Raw genomic sequence first — 24,259 nt, forward strand, 5'->3', positions numbered from 1 at the left:
CAGTTGATCAACGGCCCGCCATGGCGTCACGCCGTTGCGGCCATTGCCCTCGTTCACGGCGCGGGGCGACAGGCGGATTTGCGCCGCCGTCCCCGAGCCATCAGCGTAATAGGTAAAGGCCGGAGCGAACGGCACGCCGGACGGCTGGAACGGCTTGTTCAGCGAGACGCGGGTAACTGCCGGGTTCGGCGCGCCAAGAACCATCGTCGGCACAGGCGCAGACACATCGGACGCCACGGTCCAGACGACGATCTGCTCCTCTGCGGAAGTGACCTGCGACGACCCCTGCCAGCGATAATGCCCGACCCCGATGAAGGTCAGTTCCGCGAAGTTGCCAGAAGTCGGGATGCCGTTCGGATTGGCCGTGCGCGACGCCAGAAACCGCGTGCCAGCAGGCGGTTCGGCGTAGATATCAACCTGCGGGCGCTTGCGGTTCGCGTCCTCGGGGCGCTCAATGACCGTCCATTGAGCATTGGTCAGCGCGAACGCACCCCCGCCACCCCGCTTCCGGCCAAAGCCGGAAGAGATGCCAGAGCGCCCGAAGATGCTACGCATGGCTCACCATCACGCTCGAGCCGGTGTCGGACCAGCCCCAGAGGGTTGCGGCGCCAGCAACACCGGGGGCGAAATCAGCCAGCGCGACGTTCATCTCGCCCCGCCCCGGGGGATAGTCGTAGCCGCTCGCCGTCCCGCTGGGCGCCGCACCACTGGTCGCATTGACCCGAACCGGACCGGGCCCGTTCACAAGCCACGTCGCCGCGGTGATCGAGGCGCCCTGGGCGGAAAGCCGGGTCCACACGCCCGGAGGAACTGGAACGATCTCGTGCATCTCTGCCTCCTATTGCGGCGCCTGGGCCGGATTGATGATCTCGTCGATGGTCAGCAACTGGCCCACGCATTGCAGGCGGCCGCGCTTTTCGGCCCAGGCCGCATCGACCCACGCGCCTTCGGTCGCGGGCTGCGGGCCGGTCCAACCGGCGGGCGGCTTGAGAAGATCGGCCGGTATCGGCGGGGGAGCCGCTGACACTGCCGGAACCTCACGGCCACAGCCGGCCAGCAGCAGCGCGCAGATGATCGGATAGCCTCGCATCGCGTCCCTCCATGGATTGAAGTTCCCGGGCCATGTCTGCCCACTCGGCTTCCTGCGCCTCGAGGCGCTTGATATGCGCCCGATGGACACGGTTGGCCTCGGCAGCGGTGGCAAGGTCGGCCCGCGCCGTGTTCAGCTCGCGCGTGACAGCGGCGGCCTCAGCCTGAGCGTCGATCGCCTCGCCGCGCAGCCAGAGGGCCCAGGACAGCAGCGCCACGAAGGCTATGATGAGGGCGGCGCGCATTACCTTGCGGCCCAAATCAGCGCTTGGGTGCGCACCTCTTCGACGCGCCGTGTCCAGCCCTTGCCGAAGGTGGCCCATATTTTCAGCCCCTTCAGGAACCGCAGGCGGCTGTTGCACAGCGTCTCGACAAGGGTGGACGGATCATGCCGTGCCACCGCCGCCAGGGTCTTGGGGCCGATGTCCCCATCCGCCGCCACGCCAACGATGCGCTGCAAATGCTCTGCGGCACGCGACGGGCCGCTGTTCACCGCGAAATCGAAGACCGCATAGTCCAGGCCCGCTGGCAGCAGATCGCCTCGGACAGCATCCCAGTAGAACACGCGGTAGATCCGTTCGAGGTGTTCAAGCCGCAGTGCCTTAAGGTCGACCACGTCGACATCACCGTCGCCATCCACGTCGATGCCCAACCGCTTCAGGGTGCCGATGGTCACGCCCTTGTTCGTCGCGCCGCCCGGGTCGGCGGGGTGATCGACGAAGCCGCCCTCGTGAACCAGGACCTTGGGCAAGGCCAGCGCATAGGTGCCCTTCATTGGTCATTCTCCCTGTCGGATTTGCTGCCGGGCAGGATGCGGTCGATAAGCCGGTCTGCGATCGTGTCGGTGCGTGCCTCGATCAGGCCCGCCAGGCGCATGACAAAGCGGGTCAGGCGGCGGCTGAAAAAGCCGGTGGCCATCATCACCACCTGCACGGGCGGGGTCAGGGTGAACCAGCCATCGGGCCAGCGCGACCAGACCAGGGCGGCGAGGTGCGAGGCGAGGAAGGCGCCCAGCATCACGGCCCACAGCTCGCGCCGGTCCTGCTCGGGGTCCATGTGCCGGGCAAAGCTGGCCCCGGCCAGCGCCAGGAACAGCCCGCCCAGCCATTCATGCGGGGCGAAGGTGATGCCCAACCCGGCGAACAACAGGGTCAACCAGTCGCGCGAGATGTCGGCCGCCGCGTCTTTCATGTCAGGCCTCCGACGGATCAGGGACCGCGACAGGCACGATCGTCATGCGCCCCTGCGCCAGGGCGATGCAGATGGCCCGCCACGCGGTGGCCCGATCGTGCATAGCGCCGGGGATCGGGGCCGAATTGAAGATATCGAGGCCGATTGCCCCGAAGCTGACCGGATCGAGCGATGGGCGCATCATCTGCCCCGGAAAGGCAGCGGCTGGCGTGGCGGCCTGCTGCGGCGTCTCCTTTCGCGGCGATCCCTTGCCCTTGGCCGGCATCGCCGATTTCAGGGGCGCTTCCGGCGCGATGGCCAGCGGCGCGGATTGATCGGCCGAGGCGGCCGCCGCTGCAGCGGCCCGGCGTTGGCGGTCACGCTCGGCCATCTGGGCGGCGCTGGCAGGTTTGGTCTTTCTTGACATTGTCAGGCTCCGCTTCCGAAGTTTTTAAGGGCGGTACTGATCGCGTTTGCGAGGGCAATTGCTGTCGCAAGATCAGTCGCGTTGGCTGGCAAGGACGCCTTTGCGACCGGGGTGTTGCCATTCACGGCAGTGCGCGCGACGCCGCCCGTCGCATCGGCCGAGATAACGCGGGTTGCGAAGTTGTTCGCGTAGACGGCAAAATCATCATCGGCGTTGCCGGTCGATAGCGCGAGGCTGCCGCCGGTGGTCGACAGTTGCGCGCCGCCCGTGCCCCAAGAAAATCCCTGCCCCGCGGCCAAGCGGAAAGCCGTGGTGAACGCGCCGGCCGAGAGGTTGATGCCCCGCGTCGCCGCGCCCGTGATCGCGAAGGCGTCGGTCAGGGTGCCCGCGATGACGATGCCGTTGGTGTGGTAGCCGTCCATATAGAGGCCATGGCCCGGGGCATTGCCAAGGACCGACCCGCCGCGCATGTGGAACCCCATGCCACCTGCCACGATGGAGTCGACCGACGTAATCCAGCCGGTGTGCCATTTGTGGCCCCAGATCGACTGGTGCACGGCGGCGCCGAAGGTGCCGTGATAGATGGAGGCCGGCGGTGCCATGCCATCGGCGGGGAGAACGTCGGGCACGATCTGGATACCGACCGTCCAGCGCGGCTGGGCGCCATAGTCGCTCTGGAAGCCAAGTTCGCCCCATCGGTTGCCCGCATTGACCTCGAAGCCAACGGCCGGTCCAGCGGTCCAGACATGGCCCACAATGGAGCTGTTCGGGCTGTTGGCGCCGATCCAGCCGCCAAAGATCGTGCCGCCGGTCTGGTTTGCAGCACTGCCCCAGGCTGAGATGACGCTGTCAAGTTCGCCGCTCGGCAGCACATCGTCGACGGACAGTTGCAACAGCGCCAGGCCATAGGTTCCCCAGCCGCCAGTGCGGTGGACGACATGCGCAATCGGGCCAGCGTAGAGCGAGCCGTCAACGCTGGGCCATTTCGGGGGTGCCCAGGTATTGACGGCGGACCAAGCCCGCACCCATGCCCCGCTTGCACCGCTCGTATCAATGGTCGGTGCGACGTAACGGGGATCCCCGGCGGCGATGCGCGCCGAGTAATTCTCGTCCTGCCAGACATAGGGAACTGGCGCCAAGTCATGGGCATAGCCCGCGCCATATTGCGTAAAACTAAGCGCAGAGAGCGCCGCCGCACTGACGACATTGCGCCAGTTGATCGAATCCGCCGCCGCCTCGGCCCGGTCAGCATCCGCCTCGACCTGGGCGACATAATCGACGATCGCTGGCATGTAGCCTGCGGGAATCTTGCCCCAGTTGCCGGCATACGCGGCACGCGGGTTGTCCACGAGCGCGATCAGATAGTCATCGACGATGAAGCTTACGCCTCCGACCGTACCTGCGGTCGAAACCCGCCATGTGTCCCTGGCGCGAATCTTGCCGAGATCGGGCCGCGTCGTCGGGAAAGCACCAGCTGCAATCCAGTCGCCGACATAGTTGAAGCCGCTCGACAGCGCGGCATTGATGCCCTCGGCCAGATCATCGAGGGACGTGTCAAGGTCAGAGCGCTTGATCTCGTTCGCTTCCTCGAACTGGTCGACGAACTGCCAGACCCGCTCGAATTGGCCTGTTTCCGAATTGTAGGGCATCGGCGTCGTGCTCCACCTGCTTGTGCGGAGACCCTAGCCTTGCCTGCCGCCGACGTGCGGCGAGGGTGATTGTCAGGAGATGCGCTCGATCTCGACAACCAAGCCGATCTCGTCGCCGAAGCCGGCGGCATCGCACTGCAGGACGCCCGACCCGCTCGCCTGACCCTGAATTGTCACCTCGGCACCAGCCGCAACAGAGGCCAGGGTGGTGACCGAGAGCGTCATGGGAGTCGCAGTCGACGAATTCGTCACCTGTCCCAGATCGAGAACGGACAGCGTCGTCACGTTGTAGATGCGGAGCTGCACCTGCCGCCCGCCACCTGAGCCGTTATAGGCCACCAGCGTCGCCTTGATCCGGTACTTGCCCGCCTCGGAAAACACGATTTTGTTGGAGGAAAGACTGACCCCGATATCGTCATGCTTTTCGGTGTTCAGGTCGAGCGTGCCCCAAGACGTCGGCACCGCAGGTCCATCCACGCCCGAAGCGGTCTGCGCAACAAGGATCGCGAAACGCGGTGCCGGATAGGCCCAGACCCCATCGCCCCGCAAGAAATTCCCTCCCCCTGGTGTGCCGTTCGCCAGAATCTTGCCGACAGGCACATCCTTGACCGCAAAGACCAGGTTGGCATCGCTCCCGTCGGGATCGTTGATCTCGATGCCAACCCCCGCGTTGAGAAGCCGCGTCACGATCGTGGCCGCGTCCTTGCGAACGACAAAGCCCGGCAAGCCGGTCGTCAGCTTTTCCTGAACCTCGAGCGCAGTCTGAGAATATTCCTCGGCCTGCGCTGCGGACGCGGCTGCGCTGTTTGCGCTGCCTGAAGCCGCCGCTGCATAGGGGGCCGCAGCCGTCACGGCCGCTGCGGCACCGGCTGTTGCCCCAGCCGCAGCGCCCGCCGTCGCTGCCCCGGCAGCATAGGCCTGCGCCTGCGCCGCCGCATTCTCGGCATCGGCCAACGTTCCCAGGGCGGCATTCACCGCTGGAACGAAATCATCCAGCGCGTCGTCGAGGTCAGAACGCTTGATCGCGCCGTCAATGTCGAACTGGTCGATGAATTTCCAGACGCGGGTGAAAATGCCGGAGATGGGGTTGTAGGGCATGTGGACCGCCTGGCTCATGATGGACAACCGGGGGCCCTAGCCCCCGGTCATTTGGTCTTCGGTCAGCGATCAGCCCGCGTACTGGGCGCCGCCCTTATAGGTCGGGGCGCGCGAGGCGATGATCAGCTCATAGCGGCGCGCGCCGTTCGGGGCCGAGTTCGGGGCATAGGTGCCGCGAATGTCGCCCGTGGTCGCCGTCGGCGTGTTGGCATCGGCGGCCGCGATGGTCCCGGCGGTCGCCCCGACCCCGTCCTGAATTTCCTTCAACACGTCGCCGGCATCGGGCAGCACGACCGGCAGACCCAGAACGGTGCCATTGCCGACGGTCAGGCCGGTGACATCGGCAGAGACCGAGATGCCAGTGACAGTTTTGAAGGCCTTCTTGCCGGTGAACGAGGTGCCGGAGGCCGAGGACTCGCGCAGCACATTGCCATACTCGTCGGTGCCGGTGACGGTCAGCACAGCGGTGCCGGTCCACGCCGCGACGACATTCCGGGGCGTGGCGAAGGTTGCGACGCCGTTCGCCGCAAGGGTGCCGTTGATGCCGGTGCCCAAGCCACCAAGAGCCGTCGCGGCCTGCGAGGCGCAGACGGCGGTCGAGACAGCGGTCGACGGGACGCCCAGGTTGATCTTGACCATATCAGCGAGGCTCATCTTGTCCGCGTTCGCGACATCGGGAACGACCGGGAACTCGCCAACGGTGTCCGCACGATCAAGGTGCAGATACAGGGGCGTGCCCGCGGCAAATTGCGCGGCAACCAGAGTGATGCTGATGGTCGAGGCACCAGGCGTCACGTTGAAGTCGCCGGATTTCGCGAAAAGCGTCCGGCCCTGGTTCGAAACGATCATGTGATCGGTGCCGCCCAGAATGTCCTCGGGCTGGATGCCGTTCGGATAAGGGACGGTGAAGGTGCCCGCGGCCGCAAGAAGCGTGTGGGCGATGATCAGGTGTTTTGTCGACATGGTCTCTGTTCCCGTGCTGGTTGGCGCGGGCGCGGCCCGCTCGCAGCGGGACTATGGCAGAGGCCTCAGGGAAGGTGCGGCGAGGGTGGCGGAGCGGCCAGGTCGAGCGGTTCTACTGACTTGACCGTCGCGCTTTCGCGCGGAATGGTCGAGCCGCATACACAGGGATTGGACGGTCGATGCGAGTCTGGATCTTCAGCGGCGGCGATGGCTACAAGGCCATCAGCGCGCGCAGCACGCCTGATCACCTGCCAAAGATCAGCGAGGACTGGGACTGGGAAGACCCGATTCCGTTAGATCACAGCGAACCCGCGGACTTGGCTCTGCTGGAGCGCGAAGGGTATATCCTGATCAGGGGTCAGGACGCCGAGAGCGCAAAAGACGCATTCGGTCGATGAGAGCAAATCACGGCCTGACTTCCGGCCCAGCGATCTTACCCTCGGCAATCAAAGCCAGCTCAATCACGCGGGCATAATTTATACCCTCAGTGCCGCTGGATGCCAAATGCATAAGAACCGCACGCCAGACCGGCTCACCGATTTTCGACTCTCGAATGACTTCGAGAGGGGCAACCTTCGCCTCTCGAGCGATTGCTGCAATATCAGGCGTAGCACCAATCACTTGCACCGACAGAAGATTGGGGAATGGGCCCAAATCCGGTTCAAACCTCCCTGTTGACTTGTCGGCGCCTCTCCGAACTACGCGTGAACCTTTTCCCGGATTGGCGAGCGGAGCGGCAGCGCGCACGGCGGCGGCAGCCGCGACAGGTGCGACCCGAAAAGCAGCGACCCTCATCTCTTCCTTTTTGCCCCCTGAAGGCGCTGCTGCCGGCCGATCTTCATCATCGTCGGCAAAAGATGCTGCTATCGGAGGGAGCCACGTCTCACTGTCGCCTTCAGGTGCGTTGCGGATCGAACGTACGAAAGTGACCTCGTCGCGGGACGTTGACTTGACCTTTGACCTCGCGGAGCGATCCAAAAAAGAGCTGACGCGCACTCGCCCGCCGTCCCGATCAGCTACCGTTTGTCTGCGTCTCAACTCATCTCGCGTGCGCTGAACCGCCCGAGAATTCCTGACACTCGCCGTGTACGCGATCCCGACAATCAGGATCGGGATAACGATGTACACAATGATGTAGAGCATCGGACCCTCCGGCGTCAGGACTCGTCATCAACAATCAGGTTGCCGAGCTGGTGCAGACCAAGGGAATATAGGACGAACCCCGCGATAACCCAAAGGATCAGGCCGAAACCCACCCGGGCCACACCCAGCTCGCTCATGTCCCGGGCCACGTCGAGCAGTTGCGCGAAGATCGGCGTCGCAAAACCAGCCGCGAAGCACGCGACCGAACACTGCTGAAGCGCCGCAGACAGGTAGCGCGTCTTCTCGTTCTGTATCTCCGCAATACCCATCACAGCCCGCCTCTGCTACCTCAACCGCCCTGCCCGCCCCTGATCGTGATCTTGCGCTTCCCGCCTGTCCGCTGCGGCGAGGGAGCCGTGTTTTCCGATGAAATGCGTTGAACGAGATCATCGACGCTCACACGACGATCTGCATTGTCGATCAGCCCGTGCCTGGCGAGCAAATCATCCATCAGAACGGCGACACTGGCCTCTTCGGGGCCGCCCTCAGCCATCCGCGCGACGACCATACGCCATTGAGAAGATGTCAGGTTCAACTTCGCCAGGTCAGCAATTCCCATATGCCGGATGCGCGAGATAATCGCATCCACGTCGAGGAACTCGGGCTGGTCTTCGTGAAATGCAGGTACCTGAGCCATTGCTTGATGACCCGGAAGCTCAACGATGGCTTCAACCGTCTTTTCAAGCAGATCTTGTGGCAAAGTTGCGTGGTTATCCAGGACAAAGCGCAGCGCCTTGGCGTAAGCTTCTCTGTTTCGCCGCATCTCGGCCAGCGCCGCTTCCGTGATCGCCTCGAACTTGTCGGCCTGCGCATGGAGCGCCGCCAGAGCAGTGTCGATCCGACCCTTGGCGTCATCCAGATCGACCGCATCGCCACCAAACGACGCCTCAAGACGCGAAACGATCTCGGCGTTCAGGCTGCGGTTGCTCGCCTCGGCGGCCGCTTGGACCCGCGCCTTGAGGTCGTCGGGCATCCGCAACCCGTAGGGCGCGATTCTCGTAGGGTACTTCGATTCATCGACCATGATTTCCACTGGTAGCTAAAATCACGTTGACGGAGAATGCCGACCAATGGTAACTAACTTCCATTGGTAACTAAGTGGGGAGCTATGGAAGCCAGAAAGCAGGACACTCCCTATGGGCTTCGAATGCCCAAGGGGATGCGCGCAGAGATTCGCGCCATGGCTGAAGAGAACGGCCGGAGCATGAACGCCGAAATCACCTTCCACCTTCGTGTAGCGCTGGGAGAGCGAGCGGAGCGCAAGGGCGAACAAGCGGAAACGCACGCCAAAAACTAAGCGGCCTCCGGAAGCGTTGCAGCGCGTCCGAAGGCCTTGACCACAAACCATCTGGAGATCGAAAATGGCCTTGGCCAATCCTAGCACCACACCCGAAAAACTGGAAGACCCTGCGCGCCGCGCAGTGCTTCTGGCCACCCCTGCCCTTGCGGCAGCCCTTTCGGCTTCTGCCGTCGGCGCGGCCTGCGTGATGGAAACAGGCGCTATCACCGGCGACACCGTCGATGATGTGCCTTTCCTTTTGCCTCTGGCAGGCGACTCGCGTGCCTTCGCCGTCTGCGTCCCGGCCCGCACCATTGGTCACGCCCACCGTTACGCATTGTCGAACGGCAGGACGATCCTGGCCGAGCGCCTCGATCGCGACCGCTGCAACGATGGCTCGGGCTGGCGCGACTGCCTGCCGGGCGAATTCGCCGGTCGCATCATCGGCCGCGTCGTCATCGTGCTCGAGCGGCGCACCGATGATTGGGCAGTCGCTGCGCAAAGCCGGATCGCCGGGTGATCGTGATGAACGTGCAACTTCTCACCGACCGTGCTCCGATGACGATGTCGAGCCGAGAAATCGCCGATCTGGTAGAACGCCGCCATGACAACGTGAAACGAACGGTCGAAACCCTTGCGGATCGTGGAGTTATCGAATTCCCTCAGATTGAGGAAATCCCCACAGCGACGAAGCCGACGACGGTTTTCCACCTCGCAAAGCGCGACACCTTCGTCGTCGTGGCACAGCTTTCGCCTGAATTCACCGCCCGGCTTGTCGATCGCTGGCAGGAACTCGAAGCGCAGGCAAAGCCGACCATCCCCGACCTTTCCGACCCAACGGTTCTGACCGGGCTGCTCCTCGAGCACGCCGCCAAACGCATCGAGGCCGAGCAGCGCGCCGATGCCGCCGAAGCCAAGGTCGACGCGATGCAGTCCGACGTCGAAGCCCACCATCGCCTGACCGCCGCCGACGGCAGCCTGACCGGCACCGAAGCCGCGAAAAGCCTCGGCATCGCGCCGAAAGAGTTGTTCCTTTGGCTGCAGACCCACGGCTGGATCTACCGCCGCCCAGGCTCGGCAACCTGGCTCGGCTTTCAGCGCCGCTGCAACGACGGCCTCCTCATCCATCGCGTGACCACGGTCCTCCGTCCAGATGGCACCGAGCGGATTTGCGAGCAGGTCCGCATCACCCCCAAAGGCCTCGCCACCCTGGCGAAGGTCATCAGACCAACCGCAAAACTCATCGTGGAGAACTGAACATGGCTGTGAAAACCGAAACCGCAATCACCCTGCCCCGCATCGACATCCGCCTCATGGAAGTAACCATCATCGGCGACAGTCCTCTGATCGTGCACGCGTGGAGCCAAAAGGCGAAGCGCCAGATGCTCGACAAGCAACTGAAGCGCGCGACCGGCGCAAAGGAGGCGAAAGACCCGGCCGCCGATTTTCAGGCCTCGCTCTACAAGCTACCAGACGGCGGATACGGGTTTCCATCGGTGGCGTTCAAGGCCGCCGCTGTCACCGCGATCACGAGCGTTAACGGCCTGACGAAGATAGCAGCCAGGCAGGCGTTCCACATCTTGGGCGAAGACGTCGATGTGTACGGCGCGTTCGACGGAACCAAGGCGCGGCAGAACCTCGTTCGGCTGCTCTGCGATGAACCTTCGATGCGGGAAGATCTGGTTCGTGTCGGCATGGGCACGGCCGATTTGCGGTATCGCGGCGAGTTCGCGGATTGGGCGGCGAAGCTGCTCGTCCGCTACAACGCCAACGTCTTGTCCGAAGAGCAAATTCTCAACATCCTGAATGTCGCGGGTTTCGCAGTCGGCATCGGCGAGTGGAGACCGGAAAAGGACGGAAGCCACGGTATGTTCCATGTCGCGACCGAGGCGGACCTACGGCGGATGGAGGCTGCATGAAAGTCGCGCGCTATGAGATCGCGGAAGGCGCCAGGTTTCAGGCTGGCGCTCAGCGAGACGACCCAAACATCATCGGGCAGCACATCGAGCTTCTTCGGAAGCAGCAGCACGGCGAGCTAACACCCAATGATGTCGTCGCCGACGCCCGAAACCCAAACAGCCCGTTGCACTCTTTTTTCGAATGGAACGATGGCGAAGCTGCGGAACAGTACCGGCTGCAGCAGGCGCGAGGCCTCATCCGGGCCGTGGTCGCCGTCTACGTCAGGGAAGATGCCCCTGCCGTCAGGACGAAGGCTTTCGTCCACATCAATGAGCCAGGGGCCCAGCACTATCGGTCAGCCGATCACGCCCTGTCCCAGACTCATACCCGTGACATGGTTTTGCGCCGCGCGTTGGAGGAACTGAAACAGTGGCGGAAGCGCTACAAGGATCTCGAGGAGTTCGCGCAGCTGATCCGCGTCGTGGATGAAGTCACGGTGAAAATTGCCTTCTCCCGCAAGGGGTGAGGCATGGCACGGCAGGCACGGCCAGGCGAGGTAAGGTGAGGCAAGGTGGGTCAGGGCTTGGCGGCGCGCGGCAGGCGAGGCTAGGTGATGTCCGTCAGGGCTAGGCGCGGCAGGGCATGGCAGGCAAGGCGAGGCACGGCGGGGCGCGGTGCGGCATGGCACGGCAGGCAAGGCTCGGTGAGGCGGGGCTTGGCAAGGCAGGGCTTGGTCTGGCAGGTAAGGCGAGGCCGGGCCGGGCGTGGCGGGGCAGGCATGGCGGGTCGGGGCGAGTCCAACCGTTGGGGCACGGCCGGGGGGACCCGGCCGCGCACCTGTCATATGGTGGGCCAGATTGCAGCGATCATCGTACACGCGGCCTCAATGTTCCTGGTTCGATTGACGATGCTAGCTGGCCCCCTAACCAAGCGCCCGCGAGGCACGTCAATCACCATCGACGCCGAAGCATATGGCGTCCCCAGATCCTCGAGATTTGCCGCTGCGTGCATATGAGCAATCGTCGCGAGATGAACGTTGGCCTCAATTCTGCGACTCTCGGCCGCCTCCCCCTGACCACCGATCGCGCACCGCACAAATAGTTCTCCGACGCGGCCGCCCTGTCGCGAAGAAACCGTGCAAACAGCATCAGGTACGACGCTCACCTCAACACCATTGACTTGGAGCGGGTCTGACCTAGGCGCAATGCTGAACTGCACGCCACCGAGATCGAACAGATTTCTCTGCCGCTCGAAGGCGTCAACCGTCTCGATGGATCGCCGCGCATCGTCGGCCACAAACGGGCTGCTCGAGGGATCGTCGCGGCGCTGTTCGAGAGCGACGCGCGTTGACGCCAGAATTCTTGCTTCCTGGCTCGGCGACATCAGGGCGGCTGCGATGCCTTTCCGGGCGATCTGATACTGGACGATCAGCGCCCGGGCTTCTCCTGGGTATTTCGCCTGCCGCAGGATTGCCAGTTGTGATAGCATTGAGGTAGCAGCCACATAGTCGGCGAGCTGCGCCGCCGTTAAGCGCGGCTCTGATCTCGATGTTGGAGGATATGCCATGGATGATCTCGTCGTTGTCGGCCGGGCTCAGGATGGCACAAGATTTTATATGTCGGAACTGTCGTCGCAAACCCTGCACGAGAACGGTCTGCCTGGGCCCCCCGACGGGCTCTATCTATACGAGGAATGCACTGATCAGACTTCGCCGGGTATCCGCGTCCTGGCAAAGGTCCCGGATATCGGTGCTGCCTACAGAATCCTCGAAATGATGATCGGTCCATGGAGCGCCACCTCGGCGTTGACCTCTGCCGGCTAGCAGTGACATGCGGCTAGAGGAGGCGGGGGAATCGCTGTTGACCAGCAAGATGGCGGAAAGTCGCTCGAACCTGCGGCCTGTCGCCCGCACATGCGCGATGCGAAGAGTCGCTGACTGCATATCGCGCTCAACCCGTTGCTCGACCCCAATTCTAGGGCCTTTCTCAGCGTCATCCGGCGCTTGGCGCCCAATTTGTGAACAACTGACGCGTTGATGTTCACACAATGTTCTGATAGGTGTTCCTGCCCTACTTCGGTCGCATTGGGTCGCCAAACTCTGACGTTGACCTCGCCCAGCGGCCAATGTGACAAGGGGGGAACGGGGAGACGGGAACGATGCAAGCAAACCTCTGGGCCGCGCCGGCGCTCTCGGGGCCGGTCAACCATCCGATCGACGCTGCTCTCGAGATTGGCGCATATGAGGCGCTCTGGTCGGAACGCAACGCGAGCTTCAAGACGATCGCGGAGCGTTTCCGAGACGCCCCCAAAGCCAGGCCTTCTGATTTCGTCGACGAGGATACAGCCCGTTCCGTCGGGCGTCGCGTGCTGGAAAAGTTGCGCCGGAAGTTGCATCATTTCGATGTCCGATTGTTCGGAGATGTCGAATATCCGTCCCGGCTTCGGGACGCGACGCATCCGGTCGAGCTGCTCTACATCCAGGGCGATTGGGATCTGATCGGTCGGCGATCCGTGGCCGTGGTGGGCACGCGGAAGCCCGACGAGGACGCGCTGAGCCGGGCCCGTGCAATCACGCGCAAGCTGGTCGAAGATGGCTTCGTGATCGCCTCCGGCTTGGCCGAGGGCATCGACACTGCGGCTCACACCGCCGCGATCGAAGCCGGTGGCCGCACCATCGCCGTTATCGGAACGCCGCTGAACCACGCCTATCCGAAGTCCAATGCGGGCTTGCAGGAACGGATCGCGCGCGATCATCTTTTGATCAGCCAAGTTCCGATCGAGCGTTACGAGGCGCAGAATCCGACCGTGAACCGCTTCTTCTTCCCGGAGCGGAACAAGACAATGTCGGCGCTGACTGAGGCCACGATCATCATCGAAGCTGGCGAGACCTCGGGTACGCTTGTGCAGGCCCGAGAGGCGCTGAAGCAAAAGCGCAAGCTTTTCATCCTGAACAATCTTTTTGAAAGGCCGGATCTGAAATGGCCCGCAAAGTTTGCGGCCGAAGGTGCAATTCGAGTCCGCGACTATGCCGAAATCCGACGCGAGCTGGAACGGTAGCCTTAGGATCGTCGGCGATCTGGAAAGGCCAGATCACCACCTGCTGCGGCAGGAGGATGAGTGCTATTTCATGGGGTCGTATACGTCAGGGGCTGGGTATGCACATAGCTTCACCAATAACCTGATCAACAATCTGAAAAAGCCGATGTCCAAGCAAGGCACGCCGGAATGGCCCCATAAGCGCAAAGCGATCCGTGATGCCGCAGATGCCTTGCGCGAAGGCTTGCAACCGGGCGCGATCGCCGTCTCGGCATTTATCCCCGTGCCGCCGTCCTGTCCGAAGGGGCACCCTAACCACGACGATCGCATGACGCAGATTGCGCGCCGGATCGCGCCAACTGGAGATGTAAGGGAACTGCTTCTGACGACTGTTGAAAGGCCGCCGCGGCACACTTCGACAGCTCCGCGCGACACCGCCGCTCTACGTGCCACAATCGCTGTCGACGACAAGCTTCGGGTGCCGCGCCCAAAACAGGTGATCATGTTGGATGACGTCATGACCACCGGATGCGGCTTCCGGGTGTGCAAGGACCTGATTCAGGAGGTTTGGCCGGGAATAACCGTCTATGGCGTGTTCGTCGCTCGCGTTGCCCGACCGCCGATCACCTTCGCGTCGACCTGGTAGCCGCCAGGAAGGTCAACCTGAGAATTCAATGACCGCGCCCCTATCTCGCCGGTCCTGACGCGTTCAAAGACCCCGCGGCTTGTCTGCAGCCCTGCGCCGGCTATCGCGTTGCGGACAGCTTCGAACAGCCGCAGCACCTTGTCGAAGGCACGGGCGACCGCGCTACCGGCCGGCCTGCCGCCCTGGGCCAGCGCCGCCGCAAATTGTTCGGCTATGGCCTCTTCGACCAGCATTGCCGCAGGTAAACCCGGATACCGCGCCGCAATGTCGTGCTCTGCGATCCACGCCGGTGCGGCCAACTCGAGCGCGCGCCACTCGGCAGCGGAGAAAAGCCCCATGTGCCGCATCGCATGAATCACTTCGTGATGTAAGGTCGCCATCGGGTCCAGCGCCGCGCCGATGACGATCTCGAGCGCACCATCGCGACCCATGGCAAATGCCCCCTGCCAGTCGACACCCGTCTCGACATCGAGCCTGACGCGCCTCAGGCCCAACCTGTCCAGCTCTGCCCGCAGCCCGGGAATGATCCGCGTGACGGCCGGAGTCGGACGCTGCCGCACGGCCCTGCCCGCCAAGGGCACCTTTCCAGCCATGCGTGCCGGTCGATCGCTGAAACCTCGGTGCTTCATCTTTCAGACCTAGGTTTCGACCCAAACGCCCGCAATGCAAAGCTGCCGGAAAATTTGCCGTCTTGACCTTGGCGTAGAACACAGACGATCCTAATCGTTCATTCGATGGAGGACGCACTGGATGGTGTCGCTGTTTACCATGTGGGTATCCGGGGCGATACCGATCCTGCTCATCGCGTGGTTGGGCCGTAAGATTTTCCGGGCGCAACTCACCCCCGTCTCTACCGTGGTATCTGTCGCGGTCGCCGGAGTGATTGCTTTTTTCGTTCGCGGCTTTGCCGAAGGCGAAGGTGGCTACTCCGCCAGAATCGACAACATGCTTTCGGCGGAACAGCTTCCTATTGTCTGGCCTCAGGTACTTCTGGCTCTATCGCTGAGCCTTTTCGTCGGCTGGCACAGTATGGCGCTAAAGCGAAAGCCATGACCCAGTCCGCAACGTCGTAGAAATGGGTACAGCCCGAGCCCTGGTTGAACAGTTCGCGTTGCCGCTGGCAGCTGCGTTTGCGGCAGGATTCGTTCTGATCCCGATCGCAGCGATTTTCGTTCTGGGGAATCGCGCCGAACTCGAGCAAGGCGAGCCGCCTTGGTGGTATCTGATATTTGGACTGAGTCTGTTCGGGATCGTCGGCGGTGGCGCTTTTTCGCCGTGGTCGCCATTGTGGCTTCGGCTCTTCTCGATATCGTTAGAAACGATCGTGCTCGGCATGCTCTTCAGCTACTTCACCTTTTCCGGCCTTGCCCGCCTGTTCCGCCGCAATCCCCCCGACGACACTGACCGCTGAACCGCCCCCACTCGCCGCAGGCGGTCGGCCCGCATCGACCGCCTGCGACTTTTGCCCCGGGAGGAGAACCGGGGGGATCACCCGCCGCTGGTCCAGCGGGGATTCTGATGTCTCACCTTCCCTGCAGCCAGTTCGCGACGCCCTGCCCGGCGCTTGCAGCGCCAGTCGGAGCCATGGCCGCGAGAAGCGATTGCATCGCGAAATTCGGCAGCTTGGCCGCTTCGGGACCGACGGCGAACTTGCCTCTTGCCCCTTCCATCGCGTCCATGATCGCCTGAGCCGCGCCTGGCTGCGTCAGCAGGTCAGCGAGTTCGGCTTTGGAATCGGCGGTCATGCGGTTCACCGCGCGACGGCTGGCGCCCATTGCGGTGGCGAGCGACTCCTTGGCCCATGCCAGTGGCTTGACCTGCCGCAGAAGGTTCGGCTCGATCGCATCCTTCAATGCGTCGTTCGCAGTATTGCGGGCGAAGGTTGCCGAGTTTCCGGACGTCCTGGCGCGCAGCGCAAGGGCACGCGAGGCCTTTGACAGTTCGGCACGAAGTCCGGGCCAGGCGTCGCCGAGGAGAGCGGCCAGTTTGGCCTGGGAGGCAGGCGATCCGAGTTGGCGCAGCGCTTCCATGGCCTGCCGCGGCTCGATGCTGTGGTCTGAGATCACGGCACGGACATTGGCGAGCTTCTCGTCGATGAAGGAGCGCGCGCCGCGCTTCATCGCGTCGACCTCGGCTTTCGAGGCTCCCTGCAGCGCGTCAAACACCTCTTCGCGGGTGGTGCGAGGCGAAAAGATTTTCTGGCCCAGGTCGAGAGCGTTGCGCTCCGAGATCGCGTCACTGGCGACGTCGAGCGCCGCGCCGTATTCTGGAACGGCCGTCCGCAGCGCGCCGCGGAGTTCTCGGGACAGATTCCCGACGGCACGGCCCATGGCTGTGGTGCCACCGAGTTTGCCTTGGCCATCTGCGGCCGCGGCGACATCACCAAGCGCCCGGGTGATGTAGTCGAGTTGGCGCACGTCCGGCAGCCGGAAAAAGCTGACGGTTCCGTCCTTTCCGACCTCTGCGAGGATTTGGGCACTCTGGTTGCCTTCCAGCGCCATCAGTTCATTGGCGCGCCGGATGGCGGCGTCCGGAACGCGCCTCAGAAGATCCTCGATCTGGCGACCTGCATCGCCGGAATAGTCGATTGGCGCGGCATAGGCCGCGTCATAGGCCGCCGCGCGGGCCGGGGCCGAGCCGATGCGAATATCATCGCTCAGAGCGCGGGCGCCCTGCGCTGGACCCATCGCGCCGTCCAAAGCGTCTTCCAACCGGCGCGCCGACTCGCTGGCACGGCCCGTCACCCGGTCATGTGCGATCCGCGCGGCGCGGCCTGGAGATTGCATGGCGGCATCCAGCGCACCGGCTGCGGCCGGGCTGGCATCGGCCAGCATGGCGTCTGGCCCCGCTTGGTCGAGATAGGCGCGGATAGCGGCGGGATCGTCGACGCCGAGCGTGTCGGAAAGGCCGCGGGCTGTCTGCGGACTGATGCCCAGGGCATCGGAGGCAGAATACGCCAGCCTGCGGTTGCCGAGCCATTCCGCACCAGCCCGCCCCACCTTGCCCGCGACGTGACCGGCAAAGGGGATCACGCCGCCCATAGAGCCGCCAACTCCTGCCGACATAGCAGCCGCAAGCGCCCGCCGCGAAAGATCACCCTCGCCTTCCATGAACCCTTGGACCGCACCAGCACCAGCACCCAACCCCACGCCGCGAGCTGCGGCCTTCATGAGCGATGGCGCCTTTGCTGCGATTCCGACGCCGGTGAAGGCTGGCAGGGCGCCGCCGACGAGGTCAGCGGAGAGGCGACCGACACCGCTCATGCCTTCTTCCTCCTTGCGGAGGCGGGCGAGTTCGGCGTCATAGTCTCGACCGGTCAGCTTGGACGAGAGTATCGCATGGGCCTCGTCGCCGATGACGCCGAGCGTCATGGTCTCGCCGGCGCGGCGCAGCCATGTGCGGAGGGCTTCTCCGGTGTTGGTGATGCCGTCGTCGGGGTTTCCGACGACGTTACCGTAGATCGCTTCGCCGACCGTTTGCTGACCGGGCTGAGGCGCTGGCCCGAGGGCAGCCTCGGTATAGGTGCCCATGCCGGGGACCATCCGGTCCATGAGGAAGGTCGCTGTGGGGCGGATTTGATCGAGCCACCCGGCTTCAGGGGGTGGCGGGTTGGTGGTCAGATCGCTGAGCTTTGCCAAGCCCTCGGTCATGGCGGCGCTCTGGGCGGGCGGTGTGACGACCGGGTCAGCTTGCCACCAGCCGGTTGCGGCGCCCGCCTGCGGGGCGGCTGGCGCGGGCTGCGGTCCGGTCGTTTCGGCGATCGGGTCAGCCAGCCACCACTGGTCTTCGCCAGCCATCAGTTCTTCCTCCGGGTGATGCCATCCGGAGCGATATAGGTCGAACCCGGCGGCAGGGCGTCGTATTGCGCCTTGTCTGTGATCTTGGGCGGAGAGGCGGCTGTCGGATCGGCACCATCACCCTGCCAGGAGGGGGTGAATGGGTCGGGCGGCGCGGCAGGGGCGATCGGTTCGCGCACGCCGGACAGGGCTTCGTCGACGGCCCGCTGAAAGTTCTCGCGCGCTCGGCGCTTGTAAGCGACGGTGTCCGGCTTGTCTCCGGGCTGCGGGAACATCATCGTGAATTGCCGTTGGACCTCGCCCTCGGTCGCTGCCGCGCCCGTGCGTATGCGAAGGCCAGAGTCAAGCCATTGTAGCGCGGCGGACCTGTAAATCTGGCCCTGCGGCGTTTGCAGGAAGCTGCCCCACTTGTCGCCGAGGATACCAGACATGGCGTCCTGCATGTTGGTCGGATCATAGGATTTTTCCAACTCGTTCAGGACCTGGGCCGCTTGGGCCATATCGGTTTGGAACACGGTGAACTTGGCCTGCGATTCCGTCAGCGGTTTACCACTTGCGGCGCCAGGCCCCTGCACGATGCGCAGTTGGCCATCCGGGCCGGTCTCGACAGTCATGCCAGACGGAGGATTGATCGGATAGAACCGACCGTCCGGCCCAAATTGCCCGCCAGTTGCACCGTATCGGGCGGCCTCTTCCGGTGTCGCCTGCCGAAAGTTGTTTCGGTCTGCCGGCGCGCCCGGGATTGGCACAACGCCAGCGGCAGGATTGTTGGGATCCGCCCACATGGTTCCATCCGGAGCGCCCTTGGTCGGATCAGACGGTGCGGACTGATAGCCAGGAATGGGCACAAGCCCCGCAGCCGGGTTTCCGGCTTGGGCCCACATGAACCCTTCGGGCGCACCAGACACCGCCCCCATCGGATCGGCGGGCGTCATCATCCGCTCGAGCATCTTACCCGCGATGGCCTTCTGCTCCGGCGTCGCTTCCGGGTTGTTCATGATGCCCATCAGCTGCACAGCGCGCTCGCTGTCGGCCGAACCGCCAACAGCGCTCTCACCGCCAATCGCGCCCATGAAGCGTTGGCCGTACTCGCCGATAGTGGTGCCTAGCTTGTCGGACCTGGTGACTTTGCCAACGCCGCCCGGGCCGCCGAACCATGCCTGAGCCGCGCCCTCTTCGCCGAATTTCTGGACATACTGGCCAAACTTGTAGTCGAAGATTTTGTCTTGAATTTGAGGGTTTGCGAGGAACTCCTCAGGGGTTACCTCTCTTCCCAGCGCTTCCATTGACCAAGGGCCGATATTGGCCTCCATGACCTGATAGCGTCCAAGAGCGCGGCCAAGGGTGGGGTGGTTCGGGCCGATCGCAGAATAGTCGCCACTGCCCGCGCTTTCGATTGAGGCAATAGCGTCCCGGAACGGCCGCATCGGGGTTTTGCCAAGCGCGCGCATCGCGTCGTCAGCGATGCCAGCCGGAGACTTCGGATCCACGGGACCGAGAGACGGAGATGCGGCAGCCGACGCGGTGGCTGATCGTGGGCCGCTGGTGCCTTTTGGCGCCGTCGTTCCGAAAAGCGCGTCGTTGATGGACGCTGCCTCTCGCTGCCTCGTTTCCTCACGTCGCTTTTCCGCGCTCTTGCCGATGGCCGCGCTTGCGATGGGCGTCAGAAGCGCGGCAAGCGGGCTATTGGTCTGCGGCGCCGATGCCATGGCCTTGGAAAGGAAATCCATGGCGAGGTCATAGCGTGGCTGGGTTAGACCGGGATTCGTATTGGGCATGGGGCGCACCGGCTGGGCCCCGGGACCGAACTTCGCCATCAGTGGACCCTCTCGCCGTAAATCGTCCTCTCCAAAACGTCGATCCTTGTCAGAGCGCTCTTGAGCGCTGCGTGCAGAACGCCGAAATAGTCGAGGAACACGATGGATTGGCCGTTGCCGAAGGCCTGCGCCCGGCGCTGCGCCTTCGCCCTTTGCCGCTTCATGATACGAGCCAGTTCTGGCCGCCCAACGGAACAACGTCGCAGTTGCGCCCGTCTGCGCCCAGGCGGAAGGCCCGAGCACCGCCCGCGTCATCTGCGGCCTTCTTCTCGAGCGCCGCCTCATACTCGGCCGCCACCTCCGCATAGTCCTTGCCCATGGCGCGGCGCAGCCGGAAGGTCATGCCGAGGGAGAGGGGATAGTCGTCGTCGAACGCAGGCAGATCATCGTCAGCCTTGAATTCGGGCCGCCGAACCTGCGGGAAGGGCGCGATCCCGGATTGGACCGCGATGCGGCGCAACTCCTCGAAGGTCTCCGGGCCCCAGACCGCAACATCGTAGCCGGGCGGCGCGGTGTCGAAATGCCCCTCGCCTTCGACCGGCGGCGTGATGTCGAGTTCGCGCGGCAGGTCGATGTGACCGTCGCGCGGCACAAAGGGCGAGACAGCCGCTGGGGGGGTCTGCCAGCTATCGTAATCGCCAGCCTTGATGCGAGAGACAACGGGATAGCGCGAAACATACTCGATCGCGACAAGTTCCAGCTTGGTCGGGACGGGCTCGATCCAGATTGCGTTGTTCCGAATGCGCCAGCCCATCGAGGCGGGCGCGGCAACACCGCCGTGCAGCCATGCGGCCCAGGCTTGGGGCGTGGCAGGTCCGACGAGGCCCAGAGGCCAACCGCCGCGGTGTTCGGTGTTTGGCACGATCCGTAGGAAGTCGGGCGGCAGGGGATAGGCGTATCGGCCCGGGCGCAGGGCAAAGACCCAGGTCGAGGAGAATTCCGAGGTTCCGACCCAGTTCAGCCGGGTCAGGTATTCCCGCATGGTGTCGCCTGCCGCGATGCGCAGGGTCTTGGCGACCTTGGTATTGGTGTCGAAAAGCGATGTCGGAGCGGGGGCTGTCTGCTCCCGCTCCGCTGCTTCCTTCGCGATCTCCAGGATCGTGCGCGGCATGTCACTTCTTCTTGCTGATGCCCAGCGGGTCGGCGCGGGTCACGGGCGGGGGATCGTCGTTCAGATCGTCGCTGCCACTGGCCATGCCGCCGGAAAACAGCTCCTCGGTCGCGGGCGCATCGAAGGTCTCGCCTTCGACGGACATCGCGCCATTGGCCGCGATGGTGGCGGCTGCGGCCATGCCGGGCACGATCTGCCCCCCTGCCCCCATGGCCTTCATCGCCTCGATCTGGGCCTTGAGTTCAAGCACCTGGCGATCGGAGGCTTCCTTCTGGCGGTTCGCCTCGACCAACGCCATTTCCATCGCGGTTTCGCGGGCGGCGGAGGCGGTCAGGTCGGAATTTTCCTCGCGCCGCTCGACCCAGCGCTTGGCCACGGTCCAGGCGTGGTTGATGTCGAGGCCCATGGTCTGCACCTGCTCGGAGCGCAGGCTGACCAGATCCTCGATGGAGCGGATATTGTGGATCATCAGGAGACCGATATGGGCCTGAGAAATGCCGGGCAGTTCGGTGATCGGCGTGCCGGTGGTCGGAACTTCGCCGGTGCTCTTGAACTGGGCGAACTGCTGGGGGAATTGGCGCATGGCCTCGGCTTCGCTGATGAAGCGGGTGGCGCAGGTCAGCCTGTCGCCGATCGGCATCTTGGCGACGCAAAGTTTCGTGACATAGCTGCCGTTCTTGAGCGGGTCGGGATCGGAGACGCGGACCTGCATGTAGAAGAACTGGACATGCAGACCGCCGCGGCCCGCGACTGGGGCCATATCGTGCGACAGGTCGCGGTCGGTGAGGTCGATTGCGGCGGAGTGGGACGGGGAGAAGGGCGTGAATCCGGGCTGCACGGGAAAGCCTCCTTGGGCGGGTGCGGGATGTCAGAGGGGGCCCGCGCGACCGGGCCCCCGTTCGTTGCGTCAGTGGGTCAGGAGACCGTTGAGCATGCGGTTGTTGTTGAGCCAGTTGCCCGGGTGCTGGCCCGCAACAATGCGATCAAGGGCGCGACCGAAGAGAGTCGCCGCGTCAACGGTGTCGTCGTGCTTGGCAGTCGGGAACTGTAGCATCTCCATCTCGAATGCCTCGAGATACGGCCGCCAGGTCAGGGGGCAGGTTTCGTGCGTGGGCAGGAACATCTTGCCCAGGGCGGCATAGCCGAGAAGCGCCTGGGCCCGGCTGGGCTTGTCGGCGGTCGAGGCGATCTGCACTCGATCGACGAAGACGCGGCGCTGCTGCATCATGGTGCGCAGCATGGGCCCGACAGATTTGATGATCTGTCCCTGCTCTTCGAAAGCCCGCAGGGGCTTCCATTTGATGACCAGGCTCAGCCATTCCAGAATCCACTTATCCGACTGCGTCCGGCCGCGCCACATGTCCATCAGGTAGATGTTGTGCTCGCCATCGACGGCCCAGACCATGTGGACGGTGTAATCCGGGTCGTCGCTGGTCGTCCCCTCCTCGGTCACGGCATAGTCCGACGAGATGTAGAACTGCAGCCGGGTCCGGTCGATCGCGCCCAGGTCGAAGCGCTGGATGTGGTCTTTCGTGAACATCAGCCCCTCTTCGGGGCTCGGGCGCTGCTGGTAGAGCGCTGACCACTGCCAGCCGCCGCGCTTGCGCATGCCGCCCAGGCGGGCCTCGCCGAAGCGCTCGGGCCAGAGCCATTCGCCGGGGGCGCGGCCCAATGGGTCGTCGTCACGCTCGGCCACGGCAGGCAGGCAGAGGACATACCAATCTTCGCCCGTGGCGCGATCCTTGTACCATCCGGTGCGGCCGTCGAAATCCTCTGGCAGGATTCGGCCCGCCGGATCATCCTGGTTCCAGCGGGTGAAGACCATCAGCTGCTTGGCGCGGCCCTCGAGGCGGGACAGAAGGTCGGTCGTGTAATTCTCCCAGATCGCCTCGCGCATGTGCGGAGACATGGCGATCTCGCGGCCCTTCACCAGGTCGTCCATGAAGAGCCATTCGGCGGGGTTGCCGTGCTGGTTGCCCGCCGTGGCGCCGAACCCGTTATATTCGCCCCCCTGCGGTGTGGCCCATTGGTGCCGCGCCTGGCTGTCTTCGGCGAGGCGGACGTCGTCAAAGGGCCAGAGCGGGTGCCGCAGGAGGTTTCGGACGGCGCGGCCGGTCTTGGCGGCATAGTCGGCGGTGTGAACCACGCTCATCAGCTTGGAGATGGGCGTGCGGCCGATGATCCAGGCCGGGGCCAGTTTGGTGCAAAGGAGCGTCTTGGCATGGCGCGGCGGGGCAAAGACCATGGCGCGGTCGATCAGATCCTCTTCCATCGACTGGATGAGGCGGCAGATCAGCTTGACATGGGCCGGGAGCGAGAAGCCGGTCATGCGAAGGTAGAAGGCCAGGAACGAGGCACGCGAGCGCCGGCGGTCGATCTCCTCGAGGATCGCCAGCTCTTCGATCAAGCGCGGGTCGATGATCATCGTGCCCCTGCCCCGTCATCTGGCCGCAACCCCTGCCCCCATGATCTTTACCATCTTCTCGACGCGTTCCAGCGCCTCGACCGTCGGCTGGTAGAACCTATGATAGGGCCCCGGCCCGCCTCCTGGCCTGGCGTCTCTGTCGCGCAGGCCGCGATAGAATCTCAGCTTCGCCCCCAGCGATTCAGCGGGGAAGCGGTCGCGATAGTCGCCGTCGAAGAGTTCGACCGTCGCACTGTCAGCCAGGAGTCGGGCTTTCATTTCTGCCCCCGCTTCCGCTTCCAAGGGTGCGACTTGGCCGGGACATGGGGCCGGATCGACTTGGCCAGCGATATGCTCTCGCCGCGGCGGCCCTTTGGTGCAGGCGGTTTGGCGGAGATGGAGGGCTTCAGCGGCACGTTACCCATTCCCCCGCCCTCTCATAACCGGCGGCAGACCCGCATCATCCATGAGCCGGTCATACCATCGGGAAGCCTCAGCAGGGCTGATGCCACCATGTGACGCGGCCATAACCTTGCGAACGAATTCAGCCCGGGTCATGTTGAGATAGGCATCTGCCCCGGATGCGTCCTTTTCTTCTAGCACTTTGGCCAAGGCCGCGATCATGCCCCGCAGGGGCCGCGTTGCTCGTGGAATTCGTGTCTTATCCATTCCTCTGGCCTTCCTTGCGCGAACACGGGCGAACGGATCGACGTTCGACCGCCCACATCTCC

33 protein-coding genes are annotated in these 24,259 nt (G+C 64.1%); 11 read left to right on the plus strand and 22 right to left on the minus strand.

Annotated elements, in window-relative coordinates; genetic code table 11:
• The 10 genes from ACED67_RS15855 to ACED67_RS15900 form a co-directional block, all read right to left on the minus strand.
• A partial coding sequence (locus ACED67_RS15855; RefSeq protein ID WP_395542692.1) for a hypothetical protein occupies window positions 1-555 on the minus strand: 555 nt, incomplete at its 3' end.
• The gene (locus ACED67_RS15860; protein WP_395542693.1) at window positions 548-829 is read right to left on the minus strand and encodes a hypothetical protein; all 282 of its coding nucleotides are present in this window, start codon (window positions 827-829) and stop codon (window positions 548-550) included. The genes ACED67_RS15855 and ACED67_RS15860, both read right to left, overlap by 8 nt.
• 9 nt (window positions 830-838) lie before the next feature.
• Window positions 839-1,027: a hypothetical protein gene (locus tag ACED67_RS15865; protein ID WP_395542694.1), complete on the minus strand. Its 189-nt coding sequence runs from the start codon at window positions 1,025-1,027 to the stop codon at window positions 839-841.
• A gap of 10 nt (window positions 1,028-1,037) precedes the next feature.
• Window positions 1,038-1,334, minus strand: coding sequence for a hypothetical protein (locus ACED67_RS15870; RefSeq protein ID WP_395542695.1), 297 nt, complete (start codon window positions 1,332-1,334; stop codon window positions 1,038-1,040).
• A complete protein-coding gene (locus ACED67_RS15875) occupies window positions 1,334-1,864 on the minus strand; it encodes a glycoside hydrolase family 108 protein (RefSeq protein ID WP_395542696.1) in 531 nt (176 codons plus the stop codon). Before ACED67_RS15875 ends, ACED67_RS15870 begins: the two co-directional genes overlap by 1 nt.
• Window positions 1,861-2,280 (minus strand): hypothetical protein, encoded by a 420-nt coding sequence (locus ACED67_RS15880; protein WP_395542697.1) that lies wholly within the window; start codon window positions 2,278-2,280, stop codon window positions 1,861-1,863. The genes ACED67_RS15875 and ACED67_RS15880 overlap by 4 nt, the downstream gene beginning before the upstream one ends.
• A gap of 1 nt (window position 2,281) precedes the next feature.
• Window positions 2,282-2,650: a hypothetical protein gene (locus ACED67_RS15885; RefSeq protein ID WP_395542698.1), complete on the minus strand. Its 369-nt coding sequence runs from the start codon at window positions 2,648-2,650 to the stop codon at window positions 2,282-2,284.
• 38 nt (window positions 2,651-2,688) lie between these two features.
• Window positions 2,689-4,335: a hypothetical protein gene (locus ACED67_RS15890; RefSeq protein ID WP_395542699.1), complete on the minus strand. Its 1,647-nt coding sequence runs from the start codon at window positions 4,333-4,335 to the stop codon at window positions 2,689-2,691.
• Window positions 4,336-4,407: 72 nt separating this feature from the next.
• Complete coding sequence (locus ACED67_RS15895) at window positions 4,408-5,451, minus strand: hypothetical protein (protein WP_395542700.1); 1,044 nt, start codon at window positions 5,449-5,451, stop codon at window positions 4,408-4,410.
• Window positions 5,452-5,502: 51 nt separating this feature from the next.
• Complete coding sequence (locus tag ACED67_RS15900; protein ID WP_395542701.1) at window positions 5,503-6,396, minus strand: hypothetical protein; 894 nt, start codon at window positions 6,394-6,396, stop codon at window positions 5,503-5,505.
• Window positions 6,397-6,575: 179 nt separating this feature from the next.
• Between ACED67_RS15900 and ACED67_RS15905 the strand changes: the two genes are divergently transcribed.
• The gene (locus ACED67_RS15905; RefSeq protein WP_395542702.1) at window positions 6,576-6,794 is read left to right on the plus strand and encodes a hypothetical protein; all 219 of its coding nucleotides are present in this window, start codon (window positions 6,576-6,578) and stop codon (window positions 6,792-6,794) included.
• Between the two features lie 7 nt (window positions 6,795-6,801).
• Here ACED67_RS15905 and ACED67_RS15910 read toward each other — a convergent pair whose 3' ends face one another.
• The 3 genes from ACED67_RS15910 to ACED67_RS15920 are packed head-to-tail and all read right to left on the minus strand — an operon-like array spanning window position 6,802 to window position 8,512.
• On the minus strand, window positions 6,802-7,539 hold the full coding sequence (locus tag ACED67_RS15910) for a hypothetical protein (protein WP_395542703.1): 738 nt from the start codon (window positions 7,537-7,539) through the stop codon (window positions 6,802-6,804).
• A gap of 14 nt (window positions 7,540-7,553) precedes the next feature.
• Window positions 7,554-7,808: a hypothetical protein gene (locus ACED67_RS15915; protein WP_395542704.1), complete on the minus strand. Its 255-nt coding sequence runs from the start codon at window positions 7,806-7,808 to the stop codon at window positions 7,554-7,556.
• A gap of 20 nt (window positions 7,809-7,828) precedes the next feature.
• Window positions 7,829-8,512, minus strand: a complete 684-nt coding sequence (locus ACED67_RS15920) for an Arc family DNA-binding protein (RefSeq protein ID WP_395542705.1) — start codon at window positions 8,510-8,512, stop codon at window positions 7,829-7,831.
• A gap of 135 nt (window positions 8,513-8,647) precedes the next feature.
• Here ACED67_RS15920 and ACED67_RS15925 point away from each other — a divergent pair, with 135 nt between their 5' ends.
• The 5 genes from ACED67_RS15925 (at window position 8,648) to ACED67_RS15945 (ending at window position 11,243) form a co-directional block, all read left to right on the plus strand.
• On the plus strand, window positions 8,648-8,836 hold the full coding sequence (locus ACED67_RS15925) for an Arc family DNA-binding protein (RefSeq protein WP_395542706.1): 189 nt from the start codon (window positions 8,648-8,650) through the stop codon (window positions 8,834-8,836).
• Between the two features lie 64 nt (window positions 8,837-8,900).
• The gene (locus tag ACED67_RS15930) at window positions 8,901-9,338 is read left to right on the plus strand and encodes a hypothetical protein (RefSeq protein WP_395542707.1); all 438 of its coding nucleotides are present in this window, start codon (window positions 8,901-8,903) and stop codon (window positions 9,336-9,338) included.
• 5 nt (window positions 9,339-9,343) lie between these two features.
• Window positions 9,344-10,075 (plus strand): phage antirepressor KilAC domain-containing protein, encoded by a 732-nt coding sequence (locus tag ACED67_RS15935; RefSeq protein WP_395542924.1) that lies wholly within the window; start codon window positions 9,344-9,346, stop codon window positions 10,073-10,075.
• A 2-nt stretch (window positions 10,076-10,077) separates the two neighbouring features.
• Window positions 10,078-10,737 carry a hypothetical protein gene (locus ACED67_RS15940; protein WP_395542708.1) on the plus strand — a complete coding sequence of 220 codons (660 nt, stop codon included), beginning with the start codon at window positions 10,078-10,080 and terminating at the stop codon, window positions 10,735-10,737.
• Window positions 10,734-11,243: a hypothetical protein gene (locus ACED67_RS15945; RefSeq protein WP_395542709.1), complete on the plus strand. Its 510-nt coding sequence runs from the start codon at window positions 10,734-10,736 to the stop codon at window positions 11,241-11,243. The genes ACED67_RS15940 and ACED67_RS15945 overlap by 4 nt, the downstream gene beginning before the upstream one ends.
• A gap of 314 nt (window positions 11,244-11,557) precedes the next feature.
• Here ACED67_RS15945 and ACED67_RS15950 read toward each other — a convergent pair whose 3' ends face one another.
• The gene (locus ACED67_RS15950; protein WP_395542710.1) at window positions 11,558-12,283 is read right to left on the minus strand and encodes a hypothetical protein; all 726 of its coding nucleotides are present in this window, start codon (window positions 12,281-12,283) and stop codon (window positions 11,558-11,560) included.
• Between ACED67_RS15950 and ACED67_RS15955 the strand changes: the two genes are divergently transcribed.
• The 3 genes from ACED67_RS15955 (at window position 12,282) to ACED67_RS15965 (ending at window position 14,399) form a co-directional block, all read left to right on the plus strand.
• A complete protein-coding gene (locus tag ACED67_RS15955; RefSeq protein ID WP_395542711.1) occupies window positions 12,282-12,539 on the plus strand; it encodes a hypothetical protein in 258 nt (85 codons plus the stop codon). The two genes, ACED67_RS15950 and ACED67_RS15955, sit on opposite strands and share 2 nt — an antisense overlap.
• Before the next feature lie 335 nt (window positions 12,540-12,874).
• The gene (locus tag ACED67_RS15960; RefSeq protein ID WP_395542712.1) at window positions 12,875-13,774 is read left to right on the plus strand and encodes a DNA-processing protein DprA; all 900 of its coding nucleotides are present in this window, start codon (window positions 12,875-12,877) and stop codon (window positions 13,772-13,774) included.
• Window positions 13,743-14,399 (plus strand): hypothetical protein, encoded by a 657-nt coding sequence (locus ACED67_RS15965; RefSeq protein WP_395542713.1) that lies wholly within the window; start codon window positions 13,743-13,745, stop codon window positions 14,397-14,399. Before ACED67_RS15960 ends, ACED67_RS15965 begins: the two co-directional genes overlap by 32 nt.
• Here ACED67_RS15965 and ACED67_RS15970 read toward each other — a convergent pair.
• A complete protein-coding gene (locus ACED67_RS15970) occupies window positions 14,339-14,992 on the minus strand; it encodes a hypothetical protein (RefSeq protein ID WP_395542714.1) in 654 nt (217 codons plus the stop codon). The genes ACED67_RS15965 and ACED67_RS15970 overlap by 61 nt on opposite strands.
• A 157-nt stretch (window positions 14,993-15,149) precedes the next feature.
• Here ACED67_RS15970 and ACED67_RS15975 point away from each other — a divergent pair, with 157 nt between their 5' ends.
• Both ACED67_RS15975 and ACED67_RS15980 read left to right on the plus strand, forming a co-directional pair.
• A complete protein-coding gene (locus tag ACED67_RS15975) occupies window positions 15,150-15,452 on the plus strand; it encodes a hypothetical protein (protein ID WP_395542715.1) in 303 nt (100 codons plus the stop codon).
• Between the two features lie 22 nt (window positions 15,453-15,474).
• Window positions 15,475-15,810 carry a hypothetical protein gene (locus ACED67_RS15980; protein ID WP_395542716.1) on the plus strand — a complete coding sequence of 112 codons (336 nt, stop codon included), beginning with the start codon at window positions 15,475-15,477 and terminating at the stop codon, window positions 15,808-15,810.
• Between the two features lie 112 nt (window positions 15,811-15,922).
• Here the strand turns inward: ACED67_RS15980 and ACED67_RS15985 are convergent, their stop codons facing one another.
• From ACED67_RS15985 to ACED67_RS16015, 7 genes are all read right to left on the minus strand, one after another.
• On the minus strand, window positions 15,923-18,196 hold the full coding sequence (locus tag ACED67_RS15985; protein ID WP_395542717.1) for a hypothetical protein: 2,274 nt from the start codon (window positions 18,194-18,196) through the stop codon (window positions 15,923-15,925).
• Entirely contained in the window at window positions 18,196-20,013 is a 1,818-nt protein-coding gene (locus tag ACED67_RS15990) for a hypothetical protein (protein WP_395542718.1), read from the minus strand. The genes ACED67_RS15985 and ACED67_RS15990 overlap by 1 nt, the downstream gene beginning before the upstream one ends.
• On the minus strand, window positions 20,013-20,177 hold the full coding sequence (locus ACED67_RS15995; protein ID WP_395542719.1) for a hypothetical protein: 165 nt from the start codon (window positions 20,175-20,177) through the stop codon (window positions 20,013-20,015). Before ACED67_RS15995 ends, ACED67_RS15990 begins: the two co-directional genes overlap by 1 nt.
• Window positions 20,174-21,124, minus strand: coding sequence for a phage adaptor protein (locus tag ACED67_RS16000; RefSeq protein ID WP_395542720.1), 951 nt, complete (start codon window positions 21,122-21,124; stop codon window positions 20,174-20,176). The genes ACED67_RS15995 and ACED67_RS16000 overlap by 4 nt, the downstream gene beginning before the upstream one ends.
• 1 nt (window position 21,125) lies before the next feature.
• Window positions 21,126-21,962, minus strand: coding sequence for a hypothetical protein (locus tag ACED67_RS16005; RefSeq protein WP_395542721.1), 837 nt, complete (start codon window positions 21,960-21,962; stop codon window positions 21,126-21,128).
• A 69-nt stretch (window positions 21,963-22,031) separates the two neighbouring features.
• Window positions 22,032-23,549, minus strand: a complete 1,518-nt coding sequence (locus tag ACED67_RS16010; protein ID WP_395542722.1) for a hypothetical protein — start codon at window positions 23,547-23,549, stop codon at window positions 22,032-22,034.
• A gap of 15 nt (window positions 23,550-23,564) precedes the next feature.
• Window positions 23,565-23,807, minus strand: coding sequence for a hypothetical protein (locus ACED67_RS16015; RefSeq protein ID WP_395542723.1), 243 nt, complete (start codon window positions 23,805-23,807; stop codon window positions 23,565-23,567).
• Window positions 23,808-24,259: the final 452 nt, after the last annotated feature.

It is taken from the genome of Neotabrizicola paludis (genome assembly GCF_044142105.1).
GTDB lineage: Bacteria > Pseudomonadota > Alphaproteobacteria > Rhodobacterales > Rhodobacteraceae > Pseudogemmobacter.